Source organism: Microcoleus sp. B7-D4 (assembly GCF_036705125.1).
Taxonomy (GTDB): Bacteria; Cyanobacteriota; Cyanobacteriia; order Cyanobacteriales; family Microcoleaceae; genus Microcoleus.
The window spans coordinates 1-7,721 of sequence record NZ_JAUBTT010000098.1 but is presented as its reverse complement, the minus strand read 5'-3'; the positions used below and the strand labels follow the sequence as shown (position 1 = coordinate 7,721).

General features: G+C 43.1%; 5 protein-coding genes. 2 read left to right on the top strand and 3 right to left on the bottom strand.

Annotated elements, in window-relative coordinates:
• The 3 genes from QUB12_RS29890 to QUB12_RS29880 all read right to left on the bottom strand — a co-directional run.
• The coding region (locus tag QUB12_RS29890) for a LamG domain-containing protein (RefSeq protein WP_333309703.1) at positions 1–1,198 on the bottom strand (1,198 nt) is incomplete at its 3' end.
• Between the two features lie 168 nt (positions 1,199–1,366).
• Entirely contained in the window at positions 1,367–3,370 is a 2,004-nt protein-coding gene (locus QUB12_RS29885; protein WP_333206156.1) for an ATP-binding protein, read from the bottom strand.
• 270 nt (positions 3,371–3,640) lie between these two features.
• On the bottom strand, positions 3,641–4,306 hold the full coding sequence (locus QUB12_RS29880) for a DUF4157 domain-containing protein (protein ID WP_333206155.1): 666 nt from the start codon (positions 4,304–4,306) through the stop codon (positions 3,641–3,643).
• Between the two features lie 473 nt (positions 4,307–4,779).
• Between QUB12_RS29880 and QUB12_RS29875 the strand changes: the two genes are divergently transcribed.
• Both QUB12_RS29875 and QUB12_RS29870 read left to right on the top strand, forming a co-directional pair.
• Positions 4,780–5,676: a sulfotransferase gene (locus QUB12_RS29875; RefSeq protein ID WP_333206154.1), complete on the top strand. Its 897-nt coding sequence runs from the start codon at positions 4,780–4,782 to the stop codon at positions 5,674–5,676.
• A gap of 528 nt (positions 5,677–6,204) precedes the next feature.
• Positions 6,205–7,155, top strand: a complete 951-nt coding sequence (locus tag QUB12_RS29870; protein WP_333309699.1) for a tyrosine-type recombinase/integrase — start codon at positions 6,205–6,207, stop codon at positions 7,153–7,155.
• The last annotated feature ends 566 nt before the right edge of the window (positions 7,156–7,721 follow it).

Sequence of the window (7,721 nt, the reverse complement as noted above, 5' to 3'; positions counted from 1 at the left end):
AGAAATTATTTTGAATTTCTTGTTGGGTACGAGTGATTTTCCAAATTCGGATTTCCGCTATTTTTCCAGGAAAGGCGTAAACTTCATCATTATCTTTATACATCCCCAAAAATAAGTCATTTTCGGGAGAGTAATTGATGTTAATTCCTGGCCATGCTTGTTTAGCTTTTTCTATGCCATCGACATATACTTTCATTTCCTGACCGTCATAAGTCCCCGCAATATGATGCCACTTGTTGAGGGTAATCGTGTTGGCTCCGCTACTGAGATACTGAATTCCGCCTGAAGAAAGTTTCAAACCAAAGTAAATACTACTATAGCCGTCAAGGAGCAGACCATATCCACTTTCGGTTGCGCCAGTATCGTAAATATTACTAATAATTCCAGCGTATCCTTTTTGAGATGCTACGCAAATCCAAGCTTCTAGAGTAATTGTTTTCTCAATTTTAAATTGAGGTTTTTTTCCTAATTCGATCGCGTTGTTTTGTCCATTAAATGTAAGGACTGGCTGCTTTGTTAATGGTACTTGTGATTGTTCCCAGTTAGCCCCATTAATCACACCATGATTGGTCTTACTGGTTCGCTCATGAGCGATATTGTTGCTGCCTTCATTTAAAGGCCAATACCCCACCAATCCTGACTCATTTCCTGCCAGACGTTGGGAGAAATTATTTTGAATTTCTTGTTGGGTACGAGTGATTTTCCAAATTCGGATTTCCGCTATTTTTCCAGGAAAGGCGAGAAAGGCATTATTATCTTTATACATCCCAAATAACAAGTCATTTTCGGGATTGTAATTGATGTTATTTCCTGTATATGCTTGTTTAGCTTTTTCTACGCCATCGACATACAATTTCATTTCCTGACCATCATAAGTTCCCGCAATATGATGCCACTTGTTGAGGGTAATCGTGTTCGCTCCGCTACTAAGATACTGAATTCCGAGTGTAGGAACTTTTAACCCAAAGTAAATCCCACTCTCGCCATCAAGGAGCAGACCATATCCACTTTCTGTTGCGCCCGATTTGAAAATGTTACTAATAATTCCAGCATATTTTTTTTGAGCTGCTACACAAATCCAAGCTTCTAGAGTAATTGTTTTCTCAATTTTAAATTGAGGTTTTTTTCCTAAGTTAACCGCGTTGTTTTGTCCATCGCATACAAGGACTGTTTGCACAAAATTTGTAGGATTCGTCATATTAAAACACTCTGTTGAAATGGATGCTTTTTATTGACGCTGGTCTTATTAGCAGATCTGCTTACAGGCGAAGTTTATGCTAATTCTTCATTGAGATAGGAATAAGCCTGATTTTTATCATCTAATGCAACCGCTAAGTAGTATTAAATATCGACAATTTTTTAGCTATCATACCCATTCCTTTACTTCCATATCTGTAAGGGGTCGTTCCAACTTAATATATTCGCTTTTTGCTGCTTGTAATATATGCTTCATCATCACAGGTTCTCCTGTATCGGCAGCAGTAAAAGCGGCATTTAGAGCAATATTGCGAATATTTCCACCCGCAACATTTAGTTTGGCTAGCTTGCAAAAGTCCAGCCCTTGTGTAGGTGTTTGTTTGGGGAAGATACGCTGCCAAATTTGTTCGCGGTGTTCGGCATCTGGAAAGGGAAACTCGATCGCGAAACGAATGCGGCGCAAAAATGCCCGGTCTATAGAATCTTTTAAGTTAGTAGTCAGAATCGCTAATCCTCGGTAAGATTCCATCCGCTGTAGCAGATAGCTAATTTCCAGGTTGGCATAGCGATCGTGACTGTCTTTCACTTGAGAACGCTTACCAAACAGAGCATCAGCTTCGTCAAAAAGCAGCAAACACCCGCCAGCTTCCGCCGCGTCGAATATGCGCCGTAAGTTCTTTTCCGTTTCGCCAATGTACTTGCTAATGGTTGCACTTAGATCGATCCGGTATAAATCCAGTCGCAATTCCTTAGCAATAATATCGGCTGCCATTGTTTTACCAGTACCGCTCGCTCCAGCAAATAGAGCGCTAATTCCTAAGCCGCGAGTGCTTTTGTCGGCAAATCCCCAGCTTTGATAAACTTTTGTACGTTGCCGAACGTTGGCCAAAATTTCCCGTAAGATATCGCGTTGATTGTCTGGCAATACGAGATCTTCCCAAGTAGCTGCTGATTCAATGCGTTGAGCTAATCCATTCATACGTGATCGCGCTTGCATCCGACAAGCTTCCCACAAGGCAACGTCTAATCCCTCTCTGGTGTCGTCCTGGCTTTGCACTTCCCTACAAGTCGCGTAAATTGCCGGAGAACTGAGGTTAAAATTTGCCACGATCTTTTCTACACACTCATTGAGATTGTCTGCCAAGTGACCCAAAGCCGATCGCCAAATGGCTTGCTGTTCGCTAGATGTTGCCTTCTCAATATCAAATGTAATTAATGGACGCTTCCGGGGATGCCGTCGATCGCTAACGCTGACAATGAGGGGATTGCTACTGTTTTCAATCAGCCTTGCGATCGCATTATCTCGATTTTGGTCGTTTGGATCGACTGCATCGCACTCTAGGAGTAAAACACTATTGCTCAAAAGTGCTTCTCGTTCCCACAGGCACATTAAATTCTCTAAGTCGTCAGTGTCCGTCGGAATTCCGTCCGCCGCCATCGCGTGCAGATTCCATCCGTGCATTGCACAAGCTGCTGCTGCGATCGCGGTTTTTTCAGCCAGATCCGAACCGCACAACTGGACAATTTGATAATTAAGACCATCCGTACTTCCCAATATCCCTGCTATTTGCTTTACCAATTGGTGGTGAGATGGTGGCAAGCCTAATTCCTGAATATCTTGGTTCGGCAAGGGTTTGACATAGTTAACCAATCGCTCGTCCCGATGTTCGATTCCCAACAAGTAGTGCAACACCCGTTCATCGATTCTTAGGGGGGACTGCATTAGGGAGTTTCCCGGCCCAACTTGGATCGCTTGCCACCAACGCAATGGTGCATCATGTGTCAACGCTGCCCAATCCGGTGCTGATAGCACCCTCAGCGCCAGACTAAAAGTTGGATAAGTTTGCTGTGAATTTCCGGCAGCCTCAGCACACAAATTCCCCCAGTTTGCATCCAATTCCATCCCAGCGCACAAGAGTAGCAAATCCCGATCGAAATCCAACAAATTGAAAGTATTACAGAACTTTTCCAGAGCAGGTGGAGGAGACATCGCGGCTGCAATTTGTGCTGTATTCTGTAGTGCTGTTTGCTTAACTAGGAAATTGGGTGTCGCCTGTCGTCGTAAGGTTGCTTCCATTTGTGCTAGAGCAGCTATTAAGTAACGGCGATTTGCCTCATACCAATCGCCGTTTTCAGTTTCAAGCGTTGGGCCTTGAGTGAATATCTCATCCATAAGAAGGGGAAAGGGGTAAGACTAGGGGAAAATACGGTAAGAAAAAGAAAAAACTCAGGTAAGAAGCGGTCATAGTAAACAGGGAAGACTCGGCTGGAAGGAATAGTTTAGCCTTTTGTTTTTTCCATATTTCCGTGTTTCCCCTCTACTCAGATTTTGCATCATTCTCAACAAGGCTTGAAAAACTGGGTTTTTTTACGAAAAATTAAGGGTTTCGGGTTTAGCTATTTGCAAGAAACCCTGTTTTTAGCCCTGGTACAAGATCTGAGTCTACCCACTTCCAGTCTGCTGTATAACGTGGGTAAGTTCATGAGCGGTTAAGTGGTCTTCCCCTGGAGATTTCCCTGCCCCATAATATATATGACTGCCGTATGTAAAGGCGTGGGAATTTAATTCCTTATTCATCTGTACCGCATTTGAGTCGGTATGCACGCGCACGTGATTGAAATCAGCACCGAAACGCTGTTCCATGAAGGATCGGACATTCTGGGGTAATGGGCTTCCGCCGCTACCATCGAGATTCAGTTGACTCTCTTGACCGCTACTAGCAGCAGACGCTGTACCTTCTGGTGCAGTTTGTGCCGAGCCGCTATCTGTAGCAGCGATCGGGGTAACAGCGGCAGCTAAGGGTTGTTTTGACCCTGCATCTGGGGAGGGTGCAGACATATTCATAACTGCATCAGCTATGCGATCGGCTTCCTGTTCGTATTTATCATTTGGTGCGCCGATGGTAATCTTGGGTTGAATTGTTGCTCTAGGAGAAACTCGCGTCCGTCCCAATAGATTGCCTTGACTTTGGAACGAAAGTTGCTCTCGCAGCGATACCTGTTTGAGTTGGGGTTTAGTAGCGAACTGGCGCATCTGAAATTTCTGGTTTGTGGAAGCTTTTGTGGTGGAAACTTCAGCTTTCCTATAAATGTGCTGCCTGATACTCATAGTCGGCTGTTCAGTGTTTGCAGTAAACAGGCTACTTGTGGATTAATTTAATATTCTACCAACACTAACCATATAATATAATAAGTTATAAAACGTATTGTTAAACTTTATTACAAAATTCTTTAACTTACTAAACAGAATAATTTTTCTCTATTAAATGGTGTACTATAGGATCTTCCGTACTTAACTATGCTATTTGAGTAGAGGGGGAGAGCGGGAGAGTGGAAGAAGAGAAAAGAAATAAAAATGTTCTTAAGTGAACAAAAGCATAGCAACTCCGAAAGAGCCATATTTTACTATTCCAGAGAAACAAATGTTGAGCCTGGTAACGCTTTATCCTAGCAAAACAAAAATAAAGGTTTATTATTTATTAAGACAATTATACTATTGTAGCGGTTTGTATGGGAATAATTAATACGATTTCCTTTATTTCCAAAATTATAATTTTTTTAATGAAATCAGTAGGAAATTAAATGCTAGATTGTAAATTTCATTTTATATCAGGGTTGCCACGTTCTGGCTCTACCTTAATGGCCGCTCTGCTGCGACAAAATCCTCGCTTCCATGCTGCTATGTCCTCTCCCGTCTCCCTATTGATAGAGCAGATGCTCGAATCAATGGGCGAAGATAGCGAACACTCCGTTTTTATTTCAACGCAACAGAAACGTGCGATCGTTCAAGGCATTTTTACAGGTTATTATCAGCCCCAAGCAGATAAGGAGATCGTTTTTGATACCAATCGGCGTTGGTGCAGCCAATTGCCTCTTATCAGAAATTTATTTCCCTATGCCAAGGTAATCTGTTGTGTTAGGAATATTGCTTGGATTGCGGATAGTATCGAGCGATTACTTCGTCAGAATACCTTTGATGTTTCTAGGCTATTTGGTAGTCCATCAGAACGCCGTACAGTATATAGTAGAACCGAGGCATTAATGCAGGGCGATCGCTTAATAGGCTTTTCTTATAATGCCTTAAAAGAAGCTTTTTATAGCGAAAATAGCGAAATTTTACTCCTAGTCGATTATGAAATATTAACCCAAAATCCCGATCGAGTAATGAAAGTGATTTATAAATTTTTGGGAGAAGATTTTTTTGAGCATGACTTTGAAAATGTAGAATATGATGAACGAGAGTTTGACAAGAAATTGAACACTCCGGGATTGCATAAAATACAGTCTAAAGTCGAGTATAAACCTCGAACTACTATTTTACCACCTGACTTATTTGAGCAGTTCAGTAATATGTCATTTTGGACAGAACCTAGTCAGAGCAATGCAAACATAATTATTAGTCAATTTAAAGAAACAAATTTGCTCAAATTTCTAAGTGATGCCAATTCTCCAAAGTCATGCAACAGTAGCCAAGACTGATAGAATATAATCCCATCCCGTTATAGATGCGATTGTTTCAATTGAAAATTCTTCAATAAAAGCGCGAACTTTTTCTTTAAGAGCATCTAAATTTTCATAAATTCCCCAACTCAATTCTTGTTTTATATAGTGTCACACTCTCTCAATCGGATTCAATTCCGAGCGGGAATTTGCTTCTAGTATATTTATTAAATTGTCGGTGCTGCCCAAGGCGATTTATCATCGACAAACTGATGAAGCTGAGTTTTATGAAACGTTTTTTAGTGTTGCAGAAGTGGAAAAAATATTTATCCAGGGATAAATTAACCAAAATAGTAATAGAGGTTGGACAATTAAGCGCAGATTGTTTAGAACATATCGCTAGAAAGCTTGGGATGGGAGCAAGACAGTTACGGCGAAGGCTCGTCTACAGCGGTTGAGAGAGGTCAAACCTTGGCGACTTCGTGATCGTTACATAACGTGCAGGCGATCGCTTGCTTGAAACTTCGTGGGAGAATTAGTATCTATAATGTCACTTTGAAAGAGTAAATGCTCGACTTACTTGGAGAGCAACAGCCGGAAAGATTGAATCTGCCCTGTCCGGTACCCCTGACTCAGCACCCGGCCTCCGTGTACCTCGACAGTTTGGGGAGCGAGCGGTCAAAGGCAACCATGAGAGAAGGACTCAATATCATGGCCCGAATGCTGACAGGTGGGGAGTGTGACGCAATGACTTTGAATTGGGCGGCATTGCGCTACAAACATACGGCGGCTCTGCGCTCTGCCCTTGAGAAAAAGTACGCCCCGGCGACGGTGAACCAAATGCTGTGCGCCCTGCGGCGGGTGTTAAAGGAAGCTCTGCGGTTGGATTTAATCGACCCAATAGATTACAGTAAAGCGGTGGATGTCAGGAGTATCAAGCAATCGGGAAAAGTTAGGGGGCGCGCGCTAACGCTCTGTGAGATTGCTGCATTGATGCAAAGCTGCTCTGGTAAGACCCCTATTGATGTTAGGGACTCGGCGCTGATTGCTATCTTGCGAGGGGGCGGCATCCGTCGTGGTGAAGCGGTCAATCTCTTGAAGCGAGATTTCAATCTATCTACGGGAGCGCTGTTCGTCCGGGAGGGTAAGGGCAAGAAAGACAGGACGGTTTACCTCCCGGAGTCTGCTTGCGTTTTAGTGTCCCAGTGGCTGGAGTTGAGGGGAGAGGCTCCGGGGCCTCTGTTGTACCCGATTCGGAAGGGGGGAGAAATTCAGCGCCGGCGGATGACGGAGGATGGTGTATTGAAGATTGTGCAGCGGCGGGCTAAACTCGCTGGGGTGGAGTCCTTTAGTCCCCACGATTTCCGGCGCACGTTTTGCTCGGACCTCCTTGATGCTGGGGTGGATATTGTGACGGTGCAAAAGTTGGCGGGTCATGCTTCTCCGGTAACTACGGCAAAATATGACAGGCGTGGGGAGGAAACTAAGCGGCGGGCCGTGCAGCATTTGGAATTTTAGGGCTTGAGAGAACTAGACCTATTGCAAAATAATTTTGTGCTATTATGGAAAGTTTAGGCAATTTTATAATCTAGCAGGAGGGGCAAGTTTAAGGAGATGCCAATCAACCCAATAATTCAAAGTTTTACCTAAACTTGAGCAAACTCTTAAGGATAACACATATTTTTTTTGCAAGAGGTCTACTACATAAGATTGATACAAAGTGGATAAGACAGACATCTAGGACTGCTATATCCTGAAAATACAACGGGGATTAAAATCCTCCGAGTCGGTTCCCTCTCAGCACGCTTTGTGTCTTCTGAGTTTCACGCATCCCGTGAGGTTTGGATGAAACTTAGACAGCAGATTCCAGGCAAATAGAGTACACCTTAATCCCAAGCACTTACCAAAGGCACTTACCAAAATGGTTGACAAACCCTTGCAACCGTACTCCATAAACCTGGAAATTGCTGTGGCAATTTATTTAGGACTTAAGTAAGTCGGCGCTTAAAAACGCAACTATGTAAACGATGTAAAGTGTCCAAATGCTCTCTACTGGCTGACTTAAGCCTATTTACATACTGTTA